Origin of the sequence: Phyllobacterium sp. P30BS-XVII, from assembly GCF_014138335.1 — a bacterium.
In the GTDB taxonomy this organism is placed as follows: Bacteria; Pseudomonadota; Alphaproteobacteria; order Rhizobiales; family Rhizobiaceae; genus Phyllobacterium; species Phyllobacterium meliloti.
Window position 1 is genome coordinate 122,876 of sequence record NZ_JACGXO010000007.1, and the last position, 20,999, is coordinate 143,874.

General features: G+C 52.3%; 23 protein-coding genes. 13 read left to right on the top strand and 10 right to left on the bottom strand.

Annotated elements, in window-relative coordinates:
• The first annotated feature begins 61 nt into the window (after positions 1-61).
• The 3 genes from FHW17_RS19090 (at position 62) to FHW17_RS19100 (ending at position 2,986) form a co-directional block, all read left to right on the top strand.
• A complete protein-coding gene (locus FHW17_RS19090) occupies positions 62-1,078 on the top strand; it encodes an amino acid ABC transporter substrate-binding protein (RefSeq protein WP_182510575.1) in 1,017 nt (338 codons plus the stop codon).
• Positions 1,079-1,506: 428 nt separating this feature from the next.
• On the top strand, positions 1,507-1,701 hold the full coding sequence (locus FHW17_RS19095; protein WP_162700387.1) for a hypothetical protein: 195 nt from the start codon (positions 1,507-1,509) through the stop codon (positions 1,699-1,701).
• Between the two features lie 184 nt (positions 1,702-1,885).
• The gene (locus tag FHW17_RS19100; RefSeq protein WP_113097358.1) at positions 1,886-2,986 is read left to right on the top strand and encodes a hypothetical protein; all 1,101 of its coding nucleotides are present in this window, start codon (positions 1,886-1,888) and stop codon (positions 2,984-2,986) included.
• A 10-nt stretch (positions 2,987-2,996) separates the two neighbouring features.
• On the opposite strand, the gene FHW17_RS19105 is transcribed toward FHW17_RS19100, so the two are convergent.
• The 3 genes from FHW17_RS19105 to FHW17_RS19115 are packed head-to-tail and all read right to left on the bottom strand — an operon-like array spanning position 2,997 to position 4,820.
• Positions 2,997-3,332, bottom strand: coding sequence for a hypothetical protein (locus FHW17_RS19105; protein ID WP_112528390.1), 336 nt, complete (start codon positions 3,330-3,332; stop codon positions 2,997-2,999).
• A gap of 58 nt (positions 3,333-3,390) precedes the next feature.
• Positions 3,391-3,834 carry a hypothetical protein gene (locus FHW17_RS19110; protein ID WP_182510576.1) on the bottom strand — a complete coding sequence of 148 codons (444 nt, stop codon included), beginning with the start codon at positions 3,832-3,834 and terminating at the stop codon, positions 3,391-3,393.
• Positions 3,831-4,820, bottom strand: coding sequence for a hypothetical protein (locus FHW17_RS19115; protein ID WP_182510577.1), 990 nt, complete (start codon positions 4,818-4,820; stop codon positions 3,831-3,833). The genes FHW17_RS19110 and FHW17_RS19115 overlap by 4 nt, the downstream gene beginning before the upstream one ends.
• A 273-nt stretch (positions 4,821-5,093) precedes the next feature.
• On the opposite strand from FHW17_RS19115, the gene FHW17_RS19120 reads away from it, so the two are divergent.
• The 4 genes from FHW17_RS19120 to FHW17_RS19135 all read left to right on the top strand — a co-directional run bounded on the left by FHW17_RS19120 (position 5,094) and on the right by FHW17_RS19135 (position 8,562).
• On the top strand, positions 5,094-6,116 hold the full coding sequence (locus FHW17_RS19120) for an LLM class flavin-dependent oxidoreductase (RefSeq protein WP_182510578.1): 1,023 nt from the start codon (positions 5,094-5,096) through the stop codon (positions 6,114-6,116).
• 127 nt (positions 6,117-6,243) lie between these two features.
• Entirely contained in the window at positions 6,244-6,747 is a 504-nt protein-coding gene (locus tag FHW17_RS19125) for a hypothetical protein (RefSeq protein ID WP_182510579.1), read from the top strand.
• Positions 6,748-7,091: 344 nt separating this feature from the next.
• Complete coding sequence (locus FHW17_RS19130; RefSeq protein WP_112528398.1) at positions 7,092-7,397, top strand: hypothetical protein; 306 nt, start codon at positions 7,092-7,094, stop codon at positions 7,395-7,397.
• A 385-nt stretch (positions 7,398-7,782) separates the two neighbouring features.
• Entirely contained in the window at positions 7,783-8,562 is a 780-nt protein-coding gene (locus tag FHW17_RS19135; protein ID WP_246706916.1) for a DeoR/GlpR family DNA-binding transcription regulator, read from the top strand.
• A gap of 128 nt (positions 8,563-8,690) precedes the next feature.
• Here FHW17_RS19135 and FHW17_RS19140 read toward each other — a convergent pair whose 3' ends face one another.
• The 3 genes from FHW17_RS19140 to FHW17_RS19150 all read right to left on the bottom strand — a co-directional run bounded on the left by FHW17_RS19140 (position 8,691) and on the right by FHW17_RS19150 (position 12,654).
• On the bottom strand, positions 8,691-9,902 hold the full coding sequence (locus FHW17_RS19140) for an FAD-dependent oxidoreductase (protein ID WP_182510581.1): 1,212 nt from the start codon (positions 9,900-9,902) through the stop codon (positions 8,691-8,693).
• Between the two features lie 108 nt (positions 9,903-10,010).
• Positions 10,011-11,783: an SLC13 family permease gene (locus tag FHW17_RS19145; RefSeq protein ID WP_182510582.1), complete on the bottom strand. Its 1,773-nt coding sequence runs from the start codon at positions 11,781-11,783 to the stop codon at positions 10,011-10,013.
• A 151-nt stretch (positions 11,784-11,934) separates the two neighbouring features.
• Positions 11,935-12,654: a Crp/Fnr family transcriptional regulator gene (locus FHW17_RS19150; RefSeq protein ID WP_182510583.1), complete on the bottom strand. Its 720-nt coding sequence runs from the start codon at positions 12,652-12,654 to the stop codon at positions 11,935-11,937.
• Positions 12,655-12,751: 97 nt separating this feature from the next.
• Here FHW17_RS19150 and FHW17_RS19155 point away from each other — a divergent pair, with 97 nt between their 5' ends.
• The 3 genes from FHW17_RS19155 to FHW17_RS19165 all read left to right on the top strand — a co-directional run bounded on the left by FHW17_RS19155 (position 12,752) and on the right by FHW17_RS19165 (position 14,738).
• Positions 12,752-13,021 carry a hypothetical protein gene (locus FHW17_RS19155; RefSeq protein ID WP_112528408.1) on the top strand — a complete coding sequence of 90 codons (270 nt, stop codon included), beginning with the start codon at positions 12,752-12,754 and terminating at the stop codon, positions 13,019-13,021.
• Between the two features lie 85 nt (positions 13,022-13,106).
• Complete coding sequence (locus tag FHW17_RS19160) at positions 13,107-14,111, top strand: DNA topoisomerase IB (protein WP_113097364.1); 1,005 nt, start codon at positions 13,107-13,109, stop codon at positions 14,109-14,111.
• A 75-nt stretch (positions 14,112-14,186) separates the two neighbouring features.
• The gene (locus FHW17_RS19165) at positions 14,187-14,738 is read left to right on the top strand and encodes an iron transporter (protein ID WP_162700386.1); all 552 of its coding nucleotides are present in this window, start codon (positions 14,187-14,189) and stop codon (positions 14,736-14,738) included.
• 70 nt (positions 14,739-14,808) lie between these two features.
• Here FHW17_RS19165 and FHW17_RS19170 read toward each other — a convergent pair whose 3' ends face one another.
• Positions 14,809-15,279 carry a ferritin-like domain-containing protein gene (locus FHW17_RS19170; RefSeq protein WP_182510584.1) on the bottom strand — a complete coding sequence of 157 codons (471 nt, stop codon included), beginning with the start codon at positions 15,277-15,279 and terminating at the stop codon, positions 14,809-14,811.
• A gap of 121 nt (positions 15,280-15,400) precedes the next feature.
• On the opposite strand from FHW17_RS19170, the gene FHW17_RS19175 reads away from it, so the two are divergent.
• The 3 genes from FHW17_RS19175 (at position 15,401) to FHW17_RS19185 (ending at position 17,524) form a co-directional block, all read left to right on the top strand.
• Positions 15,401-15,538, top strand: a complete 138-nt coding sequence (locus tag FHW17_RS19175) for a hypothetical protein (RefSeq protein ID WP_182510585.1) — start codon at positions 15,401-15,403, stop codon at positions 15,536-15,538.
• A 54-nt stretch (positions 15,539-15,592) separates the two neighbouring features.
• Positions 15,593-16,723, top strand: coding sequence for a PAS domain S-box protein (locus FHW17_RS19180; protein WP_227988335.1), 1,131 nt, complete (start codon positions 15,593-15,595; stop codon positions 16,721-16,723).
• 180 nt (positions 16,724-16,903) lie between these two features.
• Positions 16,904-17,524, top strand: coding sequence for a C39 family peptidase (locus FHW17_RS19185; RefSeq protein ID WP_182510586.1), 621 nt, complete (start codon positions 16,904-16,906; stop codon positions 17,522-17,524).
• A 52-nt stretch (positions 17,525-17,576) separates the two neighbouring features.
• On the opposite strand, the gene FHW17_RS19190 is transcribed toward FHW17_RS19185, so the two are convergent.
• From FHW17_RS19190 to FHW17_RS19200, 3 genes are all read right to left on the bottom strand, one after another.
• Positions 17,577-18,899, bottom strand: a complete 1,323-nt coding sequence (locus FHW17_RS19190; protein ID WP_182510587.1) for a type II toxin-antitoxin system HipA family toxin — start codon at positions 18,897-18,899, stop codon at positions 17,577-17,579.
• Positions 18,899-19,153, bottom strand: coding sequence for a helix-turn-helix transcriptional regulator (locus FHW17_RS19195; RefSeq protein ID WP_112528422.1), 255 nt, complete (start codon positions 19,151-19,153; stop codon positions 18,899-18,901). Before FHW17_RS19195 ends, FHW17_RS19190 begins: the two co-directional genes overlap by 1 nt.
• Positions 19,154-19,583: 430 nt before the next feature.
• Positions 19,584-20,942 (bottom strand): allantoin permease, encoded by a 1,359-nt coding sequence (locus FHW17_RS19200; RefSeq protein ID WP_246706917.1) that lies wholly within the window; start codon positions 20,940-20,942, stop codon positions 19,584-19,586.
• Positions 20,943-20,999 lie beyond the last annotated feature (57 nt).

A 20,999-nucleotide genomic window follows, 5' to 3' on the forward strand; every position in this document is an offset into this window, starting at 1 on the left:
TCCGCCGGGCACGCGTCCGGCGGCAGGGAACATCTATTCAATCACAATAAGGGAGAACATCATGAAACGGACTGTACTTCTGGCTTTGCTGCTTGCTTCAGCAGCCTTTACAGCCACATCTGCCAAGGCCGATACGCTCTCGGTTATCAAGGAACGCGGGCGTGTCAATTGCGGTGTCAGCCAGGGCGTCCTTGGCTTTTCCAATGCTGACAACACCGGAAAATGGACCGGTTTTGACGTGGATTTCTGCCATGCGGTTTCTGCGGCGGTTTTTGGTGACCCTGACAAGGTCAACTTCATTCCGCTCTCTACCAAAGATCGCTTCACGGCACTCCAGTCGGGTGAGGCTGATCTCCTGTCGCGCCAGACCACATGGACGCTGTCGCGCGATACAAGCATGGGACTCAAATTCGCCGGCACCGCCTATTATGACGGACAGGGTTTCATGGTGAAGAAATCTCTTGGCGTAAAAAGCGCGAAGGAACTTTCCGGCGCGTCCCTATGCACGGAAACCGGCACGACCACCGAACTCAATGTCGCCGATTATTTCAAAGCCAACGATATCAAGTACGAAATTATCTCTTTTGAGCGACCTGACGAAACCATCGTTGCTCTGAACAATGGCCGCTGCGATGTCTACACGACCGACGCCTCGGCGCTCTACGCGCAGCGCCTCACGCTTTCCGATCCCGATGGCTTTATGGTGCTGCCCGAGATCATTTCCAAAGAACCGCTTGGGCCCGCCGTGCGTCAGGGGGATGATCGCTGGTTCAACATTGTCCGTTGGACATTGTTCTCCCTGATCGAGGCGGAAGAACTCGGGATAACCAAGGAAAATATTGCCAAGCAGATGGATTCAGGCAATCCGTCGATCAAGCGCTTTCTGGGCGCCGAGGGTGATACCGGGACACCCTTAGGCCTCGACCAGCGCTGGATCTATAACATCCTGTCGACAACGGGCAATTATGGCGAGATGTTTGACCGGAACCTTGGAACTGGCAGCCCGTTGAAAATTGCCCGGGGTATCAACGCGCTGTGGAATGCAGGCGGCCTCATGTATGCGCCACCGGCGCGATGAGAAACCGCTGATTTTGCAAGCCGGGCACTTCATTGAAATGCCCGGCTTTTGTTTATTCCATCATCGCAGATATACAGGCTCTCGGTGACTATTACGCCACAGTTCTACACGGCTTCTCCGTGCAGGCGCGCGATGGCGTGTCGTTAATCGGTTGCTCGCAACAATCCCCATTGCTCTGCAGGCGATACGGGCCGAGGTCGCGCAAGACACTTCGATCTAATCGTTATACTCAATCGACCCATCAGGGGTGTTCCAGTAGATTGGGGCGAAGTAAATAACGAAGTGGGCCTTTGAAAATCAAATATTCCTGACTTATTCAAAGCATTAGACGCCATCAACTTGTTATGCCAAGAGCTATTTGCGGTGAGGTATAGACGTTTCCTTCAAAATATTGAACGTTGTTAGCTGCAAAGGCCGGGGGGTTAACAATGACAGTTTCGGGTTGGATTTGGCGGGCGCTGCTGGCCGGTATCGGGTGCATCGCCGCAGCATATGTCGGCGATGAATTACTTGGCGGTGAAGCGCTTGGCTGGGTGGTCGGAGGCGCCATATTAGCCGGGTTTTGCGCGCCTCTTTTCAAGGCACTGCTCGCTCGAAATGCGGCTCGTTCCCGTAGACTATGATGCCAAAAGCCCTGATCCGGATAGGTAACTCAATAATACCCACACTCCGGCACATCTGCCCGACAATTCCTTATGCTCCCACAGACTTAACGTCAGAACGCCTCTGCCATATCATACCGTCAGGTCTTCATCGGTCGCTGCCTGAAGCGCTAAAAGCGTTGTACCATCAAATGTGAGAGACCCAATGTTGCAGCCTTCGCTTGTTCTTCCCAATCGCCAGCTCTCTTTGGCGCCAAACGTCATCTCCACGCCGAGCGCATACTTCTGGGCTACACCCATAATCCTGGCAATTGCCGTATTCCTGTTCGTCTGGGAAGCGCCGGGTGTGATCCGCGATTTCCAGATAAGCCAGAATCCTATGACGCTTGAAAATGGCGACGTGCGGAATGGGCACTGCACGACACGCAAAGCTATCTTCACTGATTGCGAGGCGCGTCTCGTATACAGTTACAAGGGACAGAATTACGATACTACGGTCGAGATTATGTTCATCGATTTTCACACCGGGGATTATGAAACTGGCTTGGTGATCTCGGCAGATCATCCAGAGCTGGCGACGATGAGTCTCGGTCTGGATATGCTCTGGAACCGGATTGTGACACTCTGCGTGTTTGTCGTCCTGCTTGGCGGTATGAGCTTGGCCATGGTGTTTTTCGGTCTGCGCATTTGGCGTGTTAATCGCCAACTGAAGCAGCCCGCCAAATTGACGCCTGTTCCGGTTGAAATCACGGCATTTGACCGTAAGCGCAACGTCCTTTCCATCACGTACAATGACAAGATTGCTCATGATAAGACGGGACGATCCGCGTATACGCGGATGAATGACGGGCAGGAGCCGCTGATTATCGGAGCGGCCAACGGCAAAGCCGTAGGACTGGCTGTCAGGCACGGCAATACCGCACTCCCTGTACTTCTGGACAGTAACCTACAGCGCATCAAACTAACCGAAGACGAGCGAACCGCAGCTCTTGCACCATTCGCCTATCATTATGAAGGCGATCAAAATGTGCCGCTTCTGGTCGAAGAACCCAAAAAGACGATCTCTATCTGGAAGCAGTTCCGAAACTTCTTCGGCGTGCTGCTTTTAATCGCTATTGGTGTGTTCGGCTTCTGGCTCTGGTATGTGACAAGCTCTGCGACCCAGTTTCAATCGCCCGGCATGGATATAAACAATCTCATGCCTGCGCCACTGAACAATTGGGGGTGTGAGCAGCTCAAGAAGCGGTTCGGCCACGATCGCGCTCCGTTTGGCTGTGTCGCCGGTGATTACACAAGCTGGAAATGAAAATCAGTTATTAAGGGCAATGAAAGGCATTCATTTTTGCTTCAAAGTCCAGATCGACAATCGAGTTTGGTTTGCCGTAAAGCGCATAGTCTTCAATGATGGAATAAGCTGCTGACGGAGTGAAACCGTGCGTTTCAAAAAACTTCGTCATCTCCGGAGTGTGGGCCCCATCCGGCGCTGCGCTTAAGCTGCCAATACGGCCATACCACGTCAGATAAGTTGTGTAAGGCTTTTTGTTGTAGGGGGCGTCAGTCCGTAAACCTTTATCTATCCAGATCTTGAATTTTTCCTCTTTCAGTAAAGCCTCACCCGCCTTTGCATCATATCTTGATTGGCCGAAGCCCAATCGCGGAGTGATCTTGGCCTAATGCTCTGCGATGCACCAACCTCGATATGAATGCCGCTTAGTCGCTTTTTGGTTTTGTCGATACATGCAGTTTTGCAAGTTGGGCATTTGCATTGATGAGGACACGATTTATGATCTGCAGATATGAAGTGGCGCCTGTTTTTTCGAATAGAGGCTTGACCCCTTCAGCCAGTTTTATTGCCTCCTCAAGCATATTGATTTTTTCTGCATCGGCGACATCGGGGAAACCGGCCTCGGCATAATGCTGCAGCGTCCGGGCCAGCTTCATATTTACGTAAGCAGAGTATTCTTGGGAGTTTATTTGCTCCGTAAGCGCAAAAGCGTCACGCTGCAGTTTGACAGCCCTTTGAAAGCCCGCTTGATCATGCTCCAATTCTCCCAGAAGAAGTACATCATCCCCAAGATTGACCATTGTCTGCCAACTTGCACCGCCTGAGTTTAGTTTGCGCTCAATGTCGTATGTCAAACTATTATATTTCAACGCTTTTTCCGCATCGGGATTTTGTTTGGTGTTTTGCGCGATACGCCCATACGCAGCCCCCACGGATACTGCAATTGGCGTTCGTCGGTGCTGCTTTCATATTTAAGCAACCAATCCTCCAGAGGTTTAACACCTCTGCGCGCGTGGGCACTGTTAGTGCCGGGATCAATTTCGCTTGCATATCCAAGTGTGCTGGAGAAATCTCGGGCAAACTTCAGCTCGCTTCGTTTGTCGGGTTCTTTCACGCCAGCATTTTCGCGTTCCAGCAACTCGGCGGAGCGGAGTAGCAAACCAACATCAGATTTCCAGCGGCCAAGTTCCTCCAGTGCTCCGGGTAATCCAGAGGGAACATACAGGTTGCAATCGGGACGCGCGGTGAGCGGGCAGAGTTTGAGCATGGCTTCACCCGCTTCCACACGCATGGCGGACCCAAAAAGGAAGGATGGAGAATATCTGCTAAAAGATGCGCTCGCATTTCTGGCGATCCAGACATTGTTCAAGACCTCCATAGCTGCGGCAGGTTCCTCAGGTGGAAGAATGTCAAGTGCAGCTTTCAATGCGGATAGCCCGAACACCACGCGCTTATCCTGACTGGCATCATCTTTGGGAAACGAAAATGAAAACTCTTCATCATTATCAGCGATCGCAATCGCCATACTTGTTCTTTTTTGACTGACTTCAATTGGTGTTCCACGCGACAGATCGATACACAGCTCGGTAAATTCGGATGCTGCTTCAGCAGCATTCTTGGTCATCTCTTTGAATTCCGAGCAGAGATTGCTGTCGCCAGTATACTGAAAAGCGTCAAGCAAAGGAGTTGAAACACGCGCCTCGTGACCTGCATTGTCCTTATACAGCCTTGACGGCACATCTTCGACTTTTGGTTGAATCGAGAGAGGTCTGGCGGGTTCTGGGTGCTTGAAAAGAAACGGCAACAACAGTGCCAGCGCCACCATTATACCGAAGAACAGAATGCGATTTTTCATATTTTCTCGCAATTAGCGGCCGCTTCTGAATCAACCTGACTGGCAGGCTTCACTATGCAGATATTCAAGCTCCAACCTATATTTATTATTCTAAAAGCGCGTGTGTAAGATCGGCGTGATTGCGAAAGTCAACCTGGTTTGTCTTGGCTGCCAGAATGCGTCCGATGCCATTCTTCGAACACAGTGTTCAACTGACTTACAACCACTACGAACCACTCCCATATACGACCCGCCGGAGCAACAGGGTCTGCTCCTTTTGAGATATGGGTAATCATGAAGAAGATAGGTTTCCTTTCGTTTGGCCATTGGGCACCTTCGGTGCAATCGCAAACCCGTTCGGCAGGAGATGCGCTTCTCCAGTCGATCGAGTTATCCGTCGCGGCTGAGGAATTGGGTGTAGACGGCGCTTATTTCCGTGTTCATCATTTCGCCCGGCAATTGGCCTCGCCCTTCCCACTATTGGCTGCAATTGGAGCGAAAACCAAAAAGATCGAAATCGGCACAGCTGTGATCGACATGCGCTACGAGAACGCATTCTACATGGCCGAAGATGCGGGGGCAGCAGACCTGATCTCGAACGGCCGCCTGCAGCTTGGGCTCAGCAGGGGCTCACCGGAGCAGGTCATCGATGGCTGGCGCTATTTCGGTTATCACCCTGAGGATGGCGCCACAGACGCCGATATGGGTCGCCAGCACGCGGAGGTTTTCCTGAGCCTGCTCAAAGGCGACGGCTTTGCCGAACCAAATCCGAGACCGATGTTTCCGAACCCGCCTGGTCTATTGCGCCTCGAACCGCATTCTGAAAGCTTACAAAAACGTATCTGGTGGGGTGCCGGCTCTAATTCGACGGCTGTCTGGGCGGCCAAGTTGGGTATGAATCTTCAAAGTTCTACACTGAAAAACGATGAATCAGGTGAGCCATTCCATATTCAGCAAGCGGCGCAAATACGTGCGTACCGGCAAGCATGGAAGGAAGCAGGCCACAATTGGACACCGCGTGTTTCAGTCAGCCGGAGCATCTTCGCGCTCATGGACGACCGTGATCGTGCTTACTTTGGCAGCGCCGGCAGGGAAGGCGATTCAATTGGTCATATTGATGAAAATACAAGGGCCATTTTCGGTCGGACTTACGCTGGCGAGCCTGAAGCACTCATAAAACAGCTGGCCCAGGATGAGGCCATCAAGGAAGCAGATACTTTGTTGTTGACGGTGCCAAACCAGCTGGGCGTCGATTACAACGCACATGTCCTTGAAGCAATCCTGACCCACATCGCCCCCGCACTTGGTTGGAGGTGACAGTCGACCACTGGTGTAACCAACAGCTATCCAATATCATACCTTAACATTTACACTTACCGGAGCAGCCAATGCGCAGGCGGTACAGGTCGAACCGATAGTCGAACGAAAATCGAGGGATAGGCTTTTGAGAACCGTAATTGGTTGCTTTTTCGCTTTCATCATTTTTGTTGTCACCGCACAGTCCGGCTTTGCACAGGACGCAAAGCCGGTACTGAAGATCGAGGCGCGGCTGTTTGAAAGTCTGACAGGCAAGTTCTCCGAAGACGTGCTGGCGCCAGATGCGGCTGGGCTTGGCAATGTCATTATCGGCGAGAATGCATCGTCTTCGACCATGGTGATCGTGCGCATCGATGCGACGCCTCCTCTCCCAGCGAATGCCAAATTGCGCCTCGTCGCGAAAGAAACACCGACCCGCAACGCAATAGGCAAAGCGCGCGCCAGGTTGCGCCAGTTGCTGGACAGTACCGTGACCGTTCCTTCCACAGCCGCCGGCAACAGAACGACTTATGTTGGTTTCTGGCTGCCGCAGACAGGATGCACGCCGGTGGCGCTCAAGGCACTTCTCTCGGCGGGCGGCTCGGGTTCAGTATCCGCGTCGACCACACTTGACTTCATTTGTTATGAATAATGCAGCCGGGTGGAGACTGATGGCGACAGTGTCGGCTAGGTGTTGGCCGACGGAGTTCTCTGTGGCAGTACACGGCCAAAGAGAGATACACACTCTGTCCGGATTAAATGCCTTGTTACTCAAAGTATCATACATCTATGCAAATAATATGCGCATAAATCTCCTTCAAATGTGATGCTATGGGGCAGGTACTGCCCTTCGCGACCTCGCTCCTTTCACCAAGAGGTATTTGTCTCCAAGCGGCAATTTGCAGCGAAACGGTTATGTTGGCTGTGAAAATTTGAGTTGACCGTTTTCAATGGCAGGGCGACACTTGAAACCCGTAGCAAGGCAGGAGGAAGATGATGGATGAGCCTGACCACTGGCGTCACATGGTGACAGCGCCGAAAGACGGTCGTCGAATCCTTGTCACGATCCGCCCGTCCGAACAGGGGCCAGCAGAAGTTGACCTCGCCTATTGGTCAAAGGGCGATCAGTTCGGTACGGAAGGCTGGCGCGCTTCCGATTCTTCACCTGGCCGCCTCATCGAATATGCCGAGCCGGAACTGAAGTGCTGGATGCCAATGCCCACGGCCAATCTTGATGGCAGCTCCATGCCATCACCCTGGGAGGGCGACGACACCCAACAGCTCGACGGGACAGGAATTTAAAAAGCAGCGCCCCTCGCATTGAGATCGCCGGTCGGAATCAACGGGTCTTCAAGGCAATCTGATTGTAGTCCTTTGGTTTTCGAGTCCGGACCATGCCAAAGTCCTGAAGGTTGGAATCTCTGACCGGTTTATCCGCGGCACCTGCACGCGCTGATCCAGCATATACCTGTTTCCCGTCGGAACAGGATTGTTCCAAAGTCCCAGATCTTTCTGTCACCCGGATCATGACACCGCGATCCCCTGCCCGACAAGATATATAATATTTAAGGACCGAAACCACATTATGTCCACAAAAACTAAGTCCTGCCCAAGTTCATTCATTTGAATTACATTTGCCGACAATGATAATTGAAGCGCCAACAAACACCGGGGAATGAACAGCCGCATGTCTGAAATAGCAGAAGGAAAGAAGGAGCGACGCCAGCGGGACATCCTGCAGCGACTGGAAGCAAATTCCTATTTGGCGCTCGACGACATTGTTGAGCTATACGCCGTCAATGAACAGACAGCGCGGCGTGACATCATCGCGCTTGAACAGAATGGCCTGGCGCGCCGGCTACACGGTGGCGTCGCAATCGCCCGGTCTATCTCTCCCATCGCTTTGCGCCAACGGCGGATAGATAACGCACTGGCAAAGGAGAAAATCGCACAGATCGTGGCAGGCCTCATCCCAGAAGGAGCATCGCTTTTTCTGGATACCGGTACGACATGTGAGGCAATAGCAGCGGCGTTGACCACCCACGGTAAACTTCGGATTTTGACCTACAGCCTCCGATCAGCAAACGTTCTGTGTACCAATCCCGATTTTGTCGTTGCCATCCCCGGTGGTTTTGTCCGTTCCGGCGACAGCGGCGTTTATGGTGCCGATACGCCTGAATTCATCAAGAAGTTCAAGTTCGATTATGCCATCGTCTCGGTCAGTGGCGTTGATCGTAATGGCAATATGGGTGACGATGAACCAGGGGAAGTTTCGACCGTTCGCGCCGCGATGGCACAATCAGCGAGCACTATATTAGCCGTTGATCATTCCAAGTTCGGTCACACGGGTATGGTGCAGCTCGGAACAGTCAACGACGTCGATATGCTCGTATGTGATCAGGCTCCGCCTGATGAATTCATGCCGTTGTTTGAGCTGGAATCCATTCCGATACATCTGCCAAAATAGACATAGCAAATTATCCCAAATTCTATTGAGCCATTTAGTCGGCCAAGCCAACATTACGTATGGTTTGGATAAGAAAAAGACCGCTTGGCGCGTGGAATGTCAAGCCCGTTCGCTCCTTGAAAAAAGTTCTATCTGAACGCAAAAAGATCGGCGTCCGTATCGCCGGTCTTGGTGATCAGCCCCCGGATTATTTGCGCCGCGACCATGGAAAAAGTAATGCCGTTTCCACCATATCCGAGTACGGCATAGCAACGTTTCACATCGGGCAATTCTCCAATTGATGGTAAGCCGGTGTCACTCGCTCCGAAACAGCCTGTCCATGCATAATCGGCTTCTGCAATCACATCAGGAAACATCTTTTTGAGTTTGCGCAGAATTGCCCTGGTTTTCATGGGCAGTTTGGCATCGCGCCTGGCTTCATCCTCAAAATCCTCATCCTCGCCGCCCACGATGATCCGGCCATCCCGGGTGGTGCGCATATAGAGATAGGGATCGGATGCCTCCCAGATCAGGCAACGTTCGGGCCAGAGATTTTCCTTTTGCGGTGGCGTTGCCAGAGCCCAGGTTGAGATAATCTGGTGGCCCCTTTGCGGTACTTGGTCGGGCATTTCATACCCCGTTGCGTAGACAAGATGTTTGCAGCGGATTTTCCAGCCATCGGTTGTTATTGCAGTTACATGCCGGGGATTGGATTCAACGGAAGCAATGTCTACGGGTGCATATACTGCTGCTCCGCGGGAGACGGCCGCGCGCAAATAGCCATGCGCCAGTTTGCGAGGATTGGCTTCGATATTGTCAAAGCACATCAAACCTGCCCGGCGATCAATGCCAAATCGCTCCTTCAATTCCCTGCGGGATAGGAATTGGGTTTCGAAGCCAGCACGGCGGCGGGCATCTGCTTCGCGCTGCAACCCATCGGCATCGAGAAGATCGCCAGCCAGATAAAGCGAATCCCTGTTCTTCATTTCGCAGGATATGCCAAGACGACGGGTCCGCTCCCGCAAGATATCGACTGAAAGCTTCGAGCGTCGCCACGTTCGTTCGGCATCTGCAACACCAATCTTTTTCGCAAGCAGGTGAAGCGGGACATCGATTTCAAATTGCAGAAGCGCCGTGCTGGCGGGCGTTGACCCGGTCACTGGTGCGCGTCTGTCAAAAACCGCCACCGACAATCCAGCTTCAGTCAGACTTTCGGCGATGAGCGCCCCACTGATGCCTGCGCCCACAATAGCCACATCAACCGCAAGATTATTGGAAAGTGGCTCGCAACGGACCGTCTGCGCTGAACGATCCAGCCAGATTGGCTGGCCGGTTCTCAAGTCACGGTGCTGCGTCGCCATGTGGAACTTTCTTTGCAAGGAAATAACTCAACCGAACGGCAATAACCTCCACTTGGTTCCACATTAAAGGCGAGCCAATCCATACTCGGTACAACAATGCGCGGTGTTCTATGAAAGGGGCCAGACCAGCATCAAGGCAGGCACGGCGACCAAAACAATGATAACGGACAAGGGAAATCCGAGCCTCGGATAATCGCTGAATTTGTAACCGCCCGGTCCCATAACGAGCGTATTGCATTGATGACCTATTGGGGTGAGAAAATCGCATCCCGCGCCAATAGCCACTGCCATCAGAAAAGCTTCCGGCTTGAAACCTAGCCCTACGGCAAAGCTTGAAGCAATGGGCGCCATGACGAGCACCGTTGCGGCATTGTTCAGGAAGGGCGTAACAGCCATTGCCGCAAGGAGGATAACGCCCAAAGCCGCAAATGGCGGCAATTGATGCGCGTAAGTGGTCAAGAGCTGAGCAATGACATCGGTACCGCCAGTCGTCCGCAAAGCGTCGCTCACGGGAATAAGTGCTGCGAGCATGACGAGAATTGGCCCATCAATCGCCGAATATACCTCGCGGATCGGAATAGCCTTGAACAGGACCATGGCAACTGCCGCAGCGAAGAACGCTATGGGAACGGGCAGAAAACCGAAGGCGGTCAAGCCGATTGCCACAAGCAGGATGAAAAGCGGGATAAGACCGCGACGCACACTTCCAAGAAGAATAGTTCGTTTGGCAAGCGGCAGACAGCCAAGCTCCCGCACGAGATTTGGTAAAAGATTATCCTTTCCTTGCAGAACGATCACATCACCCAACCGGAACCTGATCTGCCCCAACCGGTCCTGAATGCGCTCGCCTTGTCTGCTCACAGCCAGCAGATTGACGTCATATCGATGAAACAGAGACATTTCGGTTGCCGACAGCCCGATCAGTGGCGAAATATCGGTAATCACCGCCTCAATGGATTCTATCTCGGATGAGTTTTGCACTTCAGATGGAGTTCGATCCTTGGAGAGCACCAGTTTGCCGTTGCTGATAATCGCATCGAGCGCTTTTGGATCGCCTTCGAGCACCAGCACATCACCTTCGGCAACAACAGAATCCGGAAGTGGAGATATCCGGTGCTCTCCCCGGACGATTGAGGTAATGCGCGCGCCCTTGTCGGCGGGTCTGACGATATCGACGACCGTCTTTCCGATAGCAGAAGCGTTTTTTGGGACCGTGGCCTCCGAAACGTAGTTGCGAATTTCTATTGCCTCATCCGCCGAGAGGTCCTCGCGCACCCGAACCGGAACCAGCCAGTAGAACAGCACGAGATAGACAACGCCGACGGCAGCGAGCATCGCCCCGACCGAGGTGAAATCAAACATGCTGAAACTTTGTCCTACCATTTCTTCGCGAACGCGCGACACGACAATATTTGGAGAGGTCCCGATCTGCGTCATCAACCCGCCCAGCAATGCGCCAAATGCCATCGGCATTAGAAATGCTGAAGGCGATACATTTGATTTGCGTGCAAACTGGAAAGCGATCGGCATCATAATAGCCAACGCGCCAATGTTCTTCACGAATGCGGACAAAATGGTAACGACAATGACCAGTACCGCGAGCTGGGCTCTGACTGAACTCAACGAAGGAACGAACCGCTGAACAGCCGCTTCCATCAAACCGGAGCGTGCAACCCCGGTGCTGACAACAAGCGCACTGCCAACGATGATGACTATCTCGTCGCTAAAGCCACTAAACGCCCTGTCGTACGGAACGACACCCAACAACACTGCAATGAGTAATGAGCACATCGCTACCAGATCGTAACGGAACTTCCCCCAGAGAAAAGCTGCCATCATCAGGATAATCACTGCGAAGGCGAGATACTGTTGTGTGGTCATCGATGTCCCCATTTTCAGTCAAAACGCCATAACAGCTGCGCATATCCACCCTCAAGGTGATCAAAGTGCAAACAGTTTGAAAAAATACAACTTCGGTTCGGAAGTTAAAGACCTGCGGATAAATAAGCGCCGAGTTAGACCTTCCTCCCCTCTAGCGCGGCTCAACTGAAAGATTGAGATACAGAGGATCAAATTCCGCGAATTGAGCAAGGCGATCCCAATCCAAGATTGTAACGGTGTGATTGGTCCATGTCAGGAGACGTTCCTTTCTCAAGGACTGAATTGACTTGTTTAAATGAACCACCGAGATCCCGACGACATCTGCAAGTTCGACTTGCGTCAGAGGGAAATGGAAACTCTGGCCGTCCGTTCGCAACACAACCTGAAGGCGGACGAAAAGTTCACACAGCAATTGGGCTATATGTGCCTTTTTGCTCTTTCTTCCCATAGCGACAATCCATTCCCGATGGATGGCTCCGTCAATCAGGGTATCCAGCCAAAACAGGCGCGTCAGATGGGGTGATGTTTCTGTGATGCGTTTGAGATCATCGTGTTCAACCAAAGCAACGTGACACGGCGTCAATGCAACAATTCCATGATCCATAATCTTCAATGGAAAGGCGTGCAGATCGACAAAGTCACCGGCAATGTGCAGCGACGTAATCTGTCTTCTGCCGTCATCGAGTATCTTATAGCGCGCGGCAAATCCGTCCAGCAACAAAGTGCTGAACATTGGGCGGCTTCCTTCCGAGACGAGGTCCTCATCCACCGAGAAGTGCTTTTCGCGCTTCACAAGCGATCGCAAGAGATCCTTTTCTGCTTGCGTTACAACATCGTGGCTTTGCAAATTCAAAAGTAAGGATTCGATCAAAATAGCGCTCCGCAAATATCCTGCATCTTCATCGTGACCAAGGGCTTCAGGGAACTAAATTCGCAATCGTGACTTCTGTTCCGAAAGGAGGAAAACAATGAGCCGATATTATTTTGATCTTCACAACGGCGACGGGCGGTTCATCGATGAAGATGGAGTGGAGATGAAATCGCGCGAAGACGTAACCAAACAGGCTTCACGCATTCTTCTGGATATCGCCCGGGACGAGATCCCCGAAGCCGGTCGCGGCATTGCCTCCATCAGCATCAGGGATTCAAAGAGCAAGCCCATAGGATTGATCAGCCTAACATTCGTAACCGAATGGTTCGACGAGAGTGAGCCTGAGACAACCAAAGCCAACCGGTAATCACCGGACGCAACAGCCACAGCCTGTGCAGCGCACTTTGCTGGGCCAATATCTCAAACAATCATCCTTACCGTTTCAGGTACACATGCAGCAAGAATATCGGGAAGCAGCAAAAGCATTGGGATTGAAAATCGTCGATCCTGACACCTTTGGAATACGCCGCCAGCCATCTTCCAAAGAGGTCCACTACGTCAAGAGCGATGGGCGTGCAGTCAACGCAACACTCAAAAAGCGGTTTGATGCCTTGGTTATCCCGCCAGCCTGGATATCGGTTCATTGCTGTGACGATGAAAATGGTCATATTCAGGCTGTCGGGCAGGATGAACTTGGACGACGGCAATATATCTATCATCACAAATGGAGCCATGTGCGCGACGCGATCAAGACCATGCGTCTTCTGGCATTCGGAAAAGCATTGCCGCATATTCGCAAACGCACATCACGCGCCATTGCCCACAAAGACCCAAAGAAATCGATTACCGCTCTCGCCATTAAGCTGATCGACCGGAAGGCCTTCCGCGCCGGGCATGAGAAATATGCAAAGGACGGTGGTCGCGGTATCGCAACGCTTAGAAAGAGCGATCTAAAAATAGAAGACAATGTTGCGCATTTTGTATTTGCAGGAAAATCCAGAAAAAAGAACGAGATTGTTGTGCGGGACAAAGGGCTCGTCAAAAGCCTGCAGACCTTTTCGCAGCGCGGGCGGCTCTTTCAATACAAGACCGCACGGGGTTGGCATGCATTGCGAGCAACGGAGCTCAATGATTATCTGCGAGAAATTTCCGGCTCTAAAGTGAGTGCAAAGGACTTCCGCACATTTCATGGTTCGGCACGGGCGCTCGCCTTTTTAGCCGGGATCAATGCCGGGACCGATGCGGCAAAAAAACGGGCCATCGCATCGGCAATGCGGGATGTGAGCACTTTTCTGCGCAATACACCTGCAGTAACACGGTCGAGTTATGTCCACCCGCTCATAACAGCCGCTTTTAATCGCGACGAGCTTACGATGTCCCTGTTGCGCGCACCTCTTCGCAAAGGTTTGAGCGCTGCAGAAACAGGGCTGATGCGTCTGCTGGAGCGTTACACCTAAAGGCACCCATCAACCAACAGAAGGGAACAATAAATTCGCCGCTCCGTTTCTGAAGAGAACATGGGAGTGCAGCACATGAATCATTCCACACCATCAGAACGTCCGAGCGACGAAGCAGACGCCAAACAAATCCAAATGGCCAAGAAGGAGGGTGAAGCTTATCACCGTTCTCTTCAATATATGGCAAAGGAAGTTGCAGATAGCGGAGGTCAGAAGCGGGCCGGAGACTACATCGTTGCCTATGCGCAAGAGCGAGCCGAAGGCATGTACATGCTCGATAAACAGGGAAAACTGCATTGGACTGAACCCACTGATGAGAACTGTCATATAGAGATCTCCGTCAGCGATGCGGGCGACAGGCGATTCATACCTTATCTGGGAATTTCAGTGACGCTTTCACCCGAAGGTGGAAAAAAGATTGGCCCTTATGAAATACCTTTTGTCTGGCATCCGGGGCTATATCATTACGGTCGAAATATCAAAGTGCCGGGTGATGGGCGGTATACTTTAAGCGTATCGATCAAACCCCCAACTTTTATGCGACACGACAAGATTAATGGGAAACGCTACGCTGAAAAAGTGGACGTTGAGTTCGATAACATCGAAATCAAAACAGGGCAGGAATGACCCTCTTCCAAAGGCATCAAAATGAAAACAGCGGCCCGAGCGGCCGCTGTTGAGATTCTCATTCCTGAAACTATTTGTTGACCGCAGTCACGGCGAGATTCGTCAACTTGTTATTTGCTGCATTCTCCTGATCCAGTATCTCGCTCAGGAGAACATGCGCCTTTTCATTCCCGAGAACCTTGGCCCATTCACGCAATGAGCCGTAACGGGCGATCTCGTAATGCTCGACAGCCTGGCAGGCTGCGAGGACACCAGCATCCAGCGCGACGCCTTGCGCCTCTGTCATCAGACCGTCGGTCTCTTTCAAAAGACCATCCGTGGCGTCGCACTTTTCGCCCTCGGGTTTTACGTTGATTGTTTTGAAGACTTTCTTGAGGGTTTCAATCTGCCCTTTTGTCTCTTCCAGATGATGGTCGACCGCCTTTTTCAGCTCCGTATTCTTGACGGTTTTGGATACTTTTGGCAGCGCTTTTACGATGGCATTCTCGGCGTAATAGACATCCTTGAGCGTGTGTTCGAACAGTTCAGCAAGTGTTTTCACAACGATCTCCCTTTTGATTGGTACTGGCGTCACAACGTTTGCTGCCTGGATTTCGTTCCTTGCCCGCCCGTGCTGGAACCAATGAATCTCTCCAAGGTTTTAGTCTATTGGGAGGTATTTCATGCGTACACAGATGTGGTATCTTGCGTTTGCCGTTGCCATCCTGATGCTGGCTGTAATTTTCTGGTTCACACCCGTTGAGAACCCTCTACCCGCACGCTCCGCACCACATGCCATCGATCAATCCGGCGACAAATAAGCTCTACGGGGCTACCAATACTCAATCCCAATTTGATAGGAAGAGTACCGTTGTTTGACCTTGCCAGTTTCGTTTGAAATGGTAACGATAGTACAATCAGCACGCAGCCAATCAGCCTGCAGATTTGGCGCGGACAATCGGATTTCTGTCAAAGGTAACACCAACTTGCACATTTTAGATGAGGCGAACACCCCTTTGGTTGCATCCCGATTGGCGGCAATCGTGGATAGCTCGTTTGATGCAATCATAAGCAAAGACCTGAATGGTGTCATAACGACATGGAATCGCGCGGCGGAACGATTCTTTGGTTATGCGGCAGAGGAAATTATTGGAAAAAACATTCGTACCCTGATTCCGGAAAGCCATCAGAATGAGGAAGATGTAATTATCGCACGCGTTCGCGCTGGCGAGATTGTAGAAAGTTTCGAGACCTTAAGAGTAAGAAAAGATGGTTCGCTCATTCCCGTATCCATCACCGTTTCGCCAATCAAGGACGAACATGGCCGGATTGTCGGCGCTTCAAAAATTGCTCGCGATATAACCGCAGCACGAGATAATGAGCGCCGTATACGGCTGCTCCTTCGCGAGGTGAACCACCGGGTAAAGAACCAATACGCCGTCATCCTGTCCATCATTCGTGAAACAGCGAAACGAGCGGAAAATGTCGACGACTTTCAGCTGCAAATCAATGATCGCATCGCATCTCTTGCCAGTTCGCATGATCTGCTCGTAGCCGCCGAATGGAAGGGGGGAGATATTGCAACCCTCATCCATGAACAGCTGAAGCCATTTGGACATGAAGGAATGATCGCTATATCCGGTGCCTCGATTCAACTTGCACCCCATGCGGTTTTACATATCGGAATGGCCATTCATGAACTCGGTACCAATTCCGCCAAATATGGTGTGCTCGCTCAATCAAAGGGAAAAATTTCGGTCTCGTGGGGCGTGGAAAATCACGACGACACTGAGTATTTAAAGTTGAGATGGTCAGAAACAAATCTTGGTGTCGAACAGGACTTGGAGCCGGGAAATAATACTGGTTTCGGTCACGTCGTTCTGCAGCGGGCGACACCAATAGCGCTCGGTGGAACAGCCAAACTTACCAGTAACAAAAATGAACGTGTGTGGGAGCTGTTGGCTCCTATTCAAGAATGTGTGCTCGAGCCGATGGAAGATGATTAGACAGGTTTCTGTTATCAGCTCGCATCCGATTCGAACACATCCATTGGCCGTAGTTCTAAAGCAAGCACTATGCCCACCTAAGGAGCTGATTATCCTCCTCGGCGAGGAGTGCAATTAAACGAACCGCTTTTCAGCGGCGGTCCTAATGCTTGCTGCATCAACAGTTCCGGATGGAAAGACATGGATTACCGAAACCTTGACGTGCCCTATTTCAGCCAGTGGGAAACACCGGAAATGACGTTGGCTGTCGTGTCGGAAGGAACGTCGGCATTGCTTCGTGATCCACTCTGGCAAAATTCTGGCGCAAAAACAGTGGAGGAGTATGCGCGGTGGGCGGTCAACATTTGCGGCATGGCTTGCCTGAAAATGATCCTTGCCGCACGTAGCGAGACGCACCCGATCCTCTCGCTGGCGCGTGGCTGTACCGATTATGGTGGCTACGTCGTCAATGAGATCGATGCCTCGATTAAAGGTCTGATCTACGCACCATTCGTCGATTTCGTCCGCGAGCAGTTCAATCTTTCAGCAGTCATCAAGACAGAGATACCGGCGACCGGGCTTCCCGCAATCCTCGCCGAACATCGGTTCTTTATCGCCTCGGTCAACAGCGCTATTCGTTGGCCCGAACGCGAGCCGGTGTCAAAGGGCGGTCATCTCGTGCTGGTGACAGCTGCCTCGCAGGAAAGCATTCGCTTTCACAATCCCTCCGGCCATGACCGCGCCAGTCAGGCCGACGTTGTGCTATCGCTCGCCACCTTCGATCGCTTCTATGCCAATCGAGGCATCGCGGTTGGCTTCTAAAGCAGCGAAACCGAGCCAAGAACGGCCATGCGGGCAATTTCTTGCTTTAGACTTAAGAGGTTGATGAAAGTGAAGCGGCGACGACCCGGACGCGTTGGCTGATAGCGGCCATGGTCGACGTCACGAGCTGGTCGGGAAAACCGTTGGGCAGCGCCCCAATAGCAGCCTCTGCCTGCTGTTCGGCGTTCGCGGCGATGTCTTCAAAGATCGCCTTCATCACCGGGGTGCCGACACCGGAAAGGTCTGCCGACTGCATGAAGTGACGGGGTACGATGTCGTGGATGGCATAATGTCGGTTTCTGCCAACCGACATCGCAAGTTTAAATTTCTTGCGGGAAATCTGGCCTTCATCAAGGCTCGGTTGTGCGGTCAGTACATCGTAAAGGGGTGTCATTCGGAAGCGCCCGCCGGGACCAAGGAAAATACTGAAGTTTTTAGCGTGACCGTCAGTCGCGCCGAGCAACCAGAACAGAACCCCGGCGCGCATGAATGTCGCGATATCGGCATCGGGTGTGTCACTGCCTTTCAGCAGGTTGGTGATTTCCCGCATTCCAGGGCCGCCGTCAGACTGATATTTTCTGGTAGGCGGGATCGACAGCGCCTGACAAGTATCCTCTTGCGGCAGACGGAGCAATCTTCCGTCCTTCGTCCAAAGGCGGTCGAAACGTTCAACGATTAGTGTACGGCGTTCCCCGAAATCCGCGATCTCGACGCTGGCGGTGGGGACGCCCATTGCTTGCAGCAGCTTCAGGCATAGATACTCATTTTCGACGCTGTTGGAGAGGTCGATGCCATTGGGAAGCTGGCCGATCTGCGGTTTGAGAATATGAGTGGTGGCGGTGGTGCCCGTGGGTTTAAACCACTGGCCATCCTTGCGCAGCAGGGCGGTTTTTTCCTGTGCCCCGGCGATCGAGATTCGAAAATCTTCGTCTTCGCCCATGCCGAGCGGCGCGGCGGCAAGATTGTTGATGATGTCCGCGACCTCGTCGTCGCTGACCGGTTTGCCGTCAGTATCGCCGACAGTGCCGAGATCAGTGCCGTCGGGCAGGAATTGCAGAGCGCCCACGCAATCCTGACCCAGAGCGGTTAGCAGGCTGAAAGCGTCAGTTCCTTGTGCGCCGACGCGCTCGGCGACCCGGTTGCGGATTGCATCATTGTCAGGCAGCAGGTTGTCGAACACATTGATGACCGGGGTGCCGATATAGCGGTCCTCGCGCAAGGGCAGTGATAGTGACACCGGGAATGTGCCGCGCCAATCCAGCCAGCCGCGTCCGTACTGGAAGTCGATTGCGCCTGTGGCCTCGCGGCGCAACACGCCGACATGACGGCCGTTCAGGAAAACGTTGAGGGGTACGTGCGCCCGCCTTCTTGCCATCAGAACAAGTCCTCGATATCGGCGGCGCTGCTCTGGCTGCGTGATCGAACGACCAGTTCCAGATTGAGAGCTGAAAGGGCTTCCATCAGAGTGCGCAACTGGACGGCTGGCTCTCCGGCTTCAAGGCGCGAAACCGTACCTTGCCGCATATGGATTTGTTCGCCAAGCGCACCTTGGCTCAAGTGCGCCTGTTTGCGGGCGCGGCGCAGGATGGCGCCGAGTTGTTTTTCTGTGCGGGCAATCTGTTCGTTCATGGCAGCCTCCAATCGTCCATATACGCGATAACGTATAATCTGTCAATATACGCGAACGCGCTTATATTGGCGATATACGCGAAAGCGTTTAAAAGATATTTATACGGGAATACGTATAATAACGCAAATGCCCTCAGACAGACGCACGCTAATCCTCGCCTCCCGCCAAATGTTGAAACTGGACTTTGATGATGATGGAGGGGCGCATTATGCTATCCTGCAAACCCGAATGTGAGCACCGCGGGGACAGAGGCGATCCAGTTGGCGGGGCACGGGCACAGAGCTCTCAAGAGGCCGGTCTGATAGATGGAGATATTGGGAGACCAGTAAACCCATGAAATTTAGAGCAGTCTTCAACGGCTGGCTAATGCGCTCCAGCAACAGGGGTGGATCTCCGCTCTCCGAAAAAACGAAGATCCCTATTCCAGAGTCAACTCGAGATGAGGAACCATTCCCTTTTGGCAACAGTTAATCCAATCGCATACATGCCGAAGGCTATGATAGCGGTTGCTGGAGCAGACAGGTCCGCGTAGAAGCCCCCGGAAAGATGCAAGCCAATTCCAACAGCTGCGGCTGCAAACCATGCCGTAATGCCGAGAGGGTTAAAAGCAGGAACATGGCTGGCCCGGTACTCGACCTTGTCACCGGCAACACGTTTGTAGTGGTCGCTCAGAATGTGTGATACCGCAATGGCGACCCATGCGACAACGAAGATACCTTGGTAAGCAAGCGCCTGGAGAAGATATGTGAAGACGTCGGCGAGCATCAAAAGATAAACAATTGCACCAACAACAATTGCCCATCCAATGCGCCCAAACGGCAATTTACCAAACAGCTGGAAAAGCGCCTCCATATTGACGGCTGCAAGATAGTAGTTGGCAGTGTTGATGCGAGTTTGCGTAATCCAGACGAACAGCAATCCCCATACTCCCATCAGTTTGAGGAGAGCCAACAGGACTGTGACTTCAGTGACCTTTCCAAGGTCCGGCACGGTTCCGATCATGAAGATGCCAAACAGGCCACTGACAAGAAATACCATGATGTAAAATGGCATACCAAAATTGAACCAGGCGTGATAACCAACATCTTCCTGACGCCCAAAACGGGCATAGTCGAAGGTGAACATCATCAACACCCAGACGCCCATATAGTAGACGAAACAGGACCACCAGCCACCTGCAACTTCTCCAGAAGCTGGGCCGAGATTGAGCCATTTATTGCTGTATCCGTACTCACCAATGGCAAGGACCACCGCGACTACCAAGCCAAGTATATAAAATGGCAGCAGGACTCCGTTGAATTTGTCCAGCCACGTTTGAATGCTGCCGAAGATCAGCGGAACACTGTACAGCACCACTATGAGCGCCGCGAGCGGATAGGATATCCACGGAAAGACGGTATTGATCCCGACAGCAATGACGGACCCTTCAAAGACGGCGTAGTAAATAGCTGTCGCACAAAAAATCAGCGTAGCCAGTCCTGCTCCGACATTACCAAAAAGGACACGCGAGAACAACGCAACGGACAGGCCGGAGCGTATTGCAAAGCGACTTAATACAGCGTTGATAAGACCATAGGTAATCACTGACAGGATCATACCGATGATCGCGTTGCGCGTCCCAAAACCGATAGCAAGCGCTGCGCCGACGACGATATAGAATACAGCACTGCAAACAGCCCACCACGCCATTGTCAGTGCCATTTTCGGCATACGCGCATTTGGTGGAACAGCAATATTTGAATAGTCGAGATTGTCCGCTTCCGCGGCCGATATTTTACCTGCCATCATAATTCCCCTTTTTTATATTTTTTGAATGCAGCTAAACGCCAGTCGATATTCAGACCG

Coding starts and splice junctions, on each gene's coding strand:
- FHW17_RS19195 (WP_112528422.1), bottom strand. CDS start 19,153: ATGAACGAACAGATTGCCCGCACAGAAAAACAACTCGGCGCCATCCTG.
- FHW17_RS19155 (WP_112528408.1), top strand. CDS start 12,752: ATGAGCCGATATTATTTTGATCTTCACAACGGCGACGGGCGGTTCATC.
- FHW17_RS19115 (WP_182510577.1), bottom strand. CDS start 4,820: ATGAAAAATCGCATTCTGTTCTTCGGTATAATGGTGGCGCTGGCACTG.
- FHW17_RS19160 (WP_113097364.1), top strand. CDS start 13,107: ATGCAGCAAGAATATCGGGAAGCAGCAAAAGCATTGGGATTGAAAATC.
- FHW17_RS19120 (WP_182510578.1), top strand. CDS start 5,094: ATGAAGAAGATAGGTTTCCTTTCGTTTGGCCATTGGGCACCTTCGGTG.
- FHW17_RS19140 (WP_182510581.1), bottom strand. CDS start 9,902: ATGGCGACGCAGCACCGTGACTTGAGAACCGGCCAGCCAATCTGGCTG.
- FHW17_RS19135 (WP_246706916.1), top strand. CDS start 7,783: ATGTCTGAAATAGCAGAAGGAAAGAAGGAGCGACGCCAGCGGGACATC.
- FHW17_RS19145 (WP_182510582.1), bottom strand. CDS start 11,783: ATGACCACACAACAGTATCTCGCCTTCGCAGTGATTATCCTGATGATG.
- FHW17_RS19175 (WP_182510585.1), top strand. CDS start 15,401: ATGCGTACACAGATGTGGTATCTTGCGTTTGCCGTTGCCATCCTGATG.
- FHW17_RS19190 (WP_182510587.1), bottom strand. CDS start 18,899: ATGGCAAGAAGGCGGGCGCACGTACCCCTCAACGTTTTCCTGAACGGC.
- FHW17_RS19200 (WP_246706917.1), bottom strand. CDS start 20,942: ATGATGGCAGGTAAAATATCGGCCGCGGAAGCGGACAATCTCGACTAT.
- FHW17_RS19130 (WP_112528398.1), top strand. CDS start 7,092: ATGGATGAGCCTGACCACTGGCGTCACATGGTGACAGCGCCGAAAGAC.
- FHW17_RS19090 (WP_182510575.1), top strand. CDS start 62: ATGAAACGGACTGTACTTCTGGCTTTGCTGCTTGCTTCAGCAGCCTTT.
- FHW17_RS19165 (WP_162700386.1), top strand. CDS start 14,187: ATGAATCATTCCACACCATCAGAACGTCCGAGCGACGAAGCAGACGCC.
- FHW17_RS19185 (WP_182510586.1), top strand. CDS start 16,904: ATGGATTACCGAAACCTTGACGTGCCCTATTTCAGCCAGTGGGAAACA.
- FHW17_RS19095 (WP_162700387.1), top strand. CDS start 1,507: ATGACAGTTTCGGGTTGGATTTGGCGGGCGCTGCTGGCCGGTATCGGG.
- FHW17_RS19100 (WP_113097358.1), top strand. CDS start 1,886: ATGTTGCAGCCTTCGCTTGTTCTTCCCAATCGCCAGCTCTCTTTGGCG.